The sequence below is a fragment of the Neoluteolibacter marinus genome (genome assembly GCF_014904755.1).
Classification (GTDB): Bacteria; Verrucomicrobiota; Verrucomicrobiia; order Verrucomicrobiales; family Akkermansiaceae; genus Haloferula; species Haloferula marina.
In genome coordinates this window covers 1-306 of record NZ_JACZFQ010000228.1, presented here as the reverse complement: position 1 = coordinate 306, position 306 = coordinate 1, and the positions used below count along the sequence as shown (strand labels likewise).

1 pseudogene is annotated in these 306 nt (G+C 68.6%); it reads right to left on the bottom strand.

From position 1 onward, the window contains the following. Positions 1–77: 77 nt before the first annotated feature. A pseudogene (locus IG178_RS24600) lies at positions 78–306 on the bottom strand (ABC transporter substrate-binding protein); the annotation flags it as partial.

Here is a 306-nt window from a genome sequence, read left to right as displayed (position 1 = left end):
GCCGAGGCGGCGCTCGGACTTCAGCCGGTCGGAGACCGGGGCGGAGGCGGGCCGTCGGCGGCCCTGAGTCGAGGTGCTCACAGCAGCGACTCTCCCTTCAGGACGGAGTCGATGAACTCCTGCGAGTTCGCCGGGGTGTTCTCGTTGACCTCATGGATCGGGGTCCACTCCTGCTGGATGCCGGAGGAGATCTCGTTGTAGTACGGGGTCTGCGGGCGCGGGGCGGCGCTGTCCAGGGACTCGCGGATGGCCTCGTACATGGGGTAGGCCTCCTGCACGGCCTTGTCCTCGTAGGCAGAGGAGGCG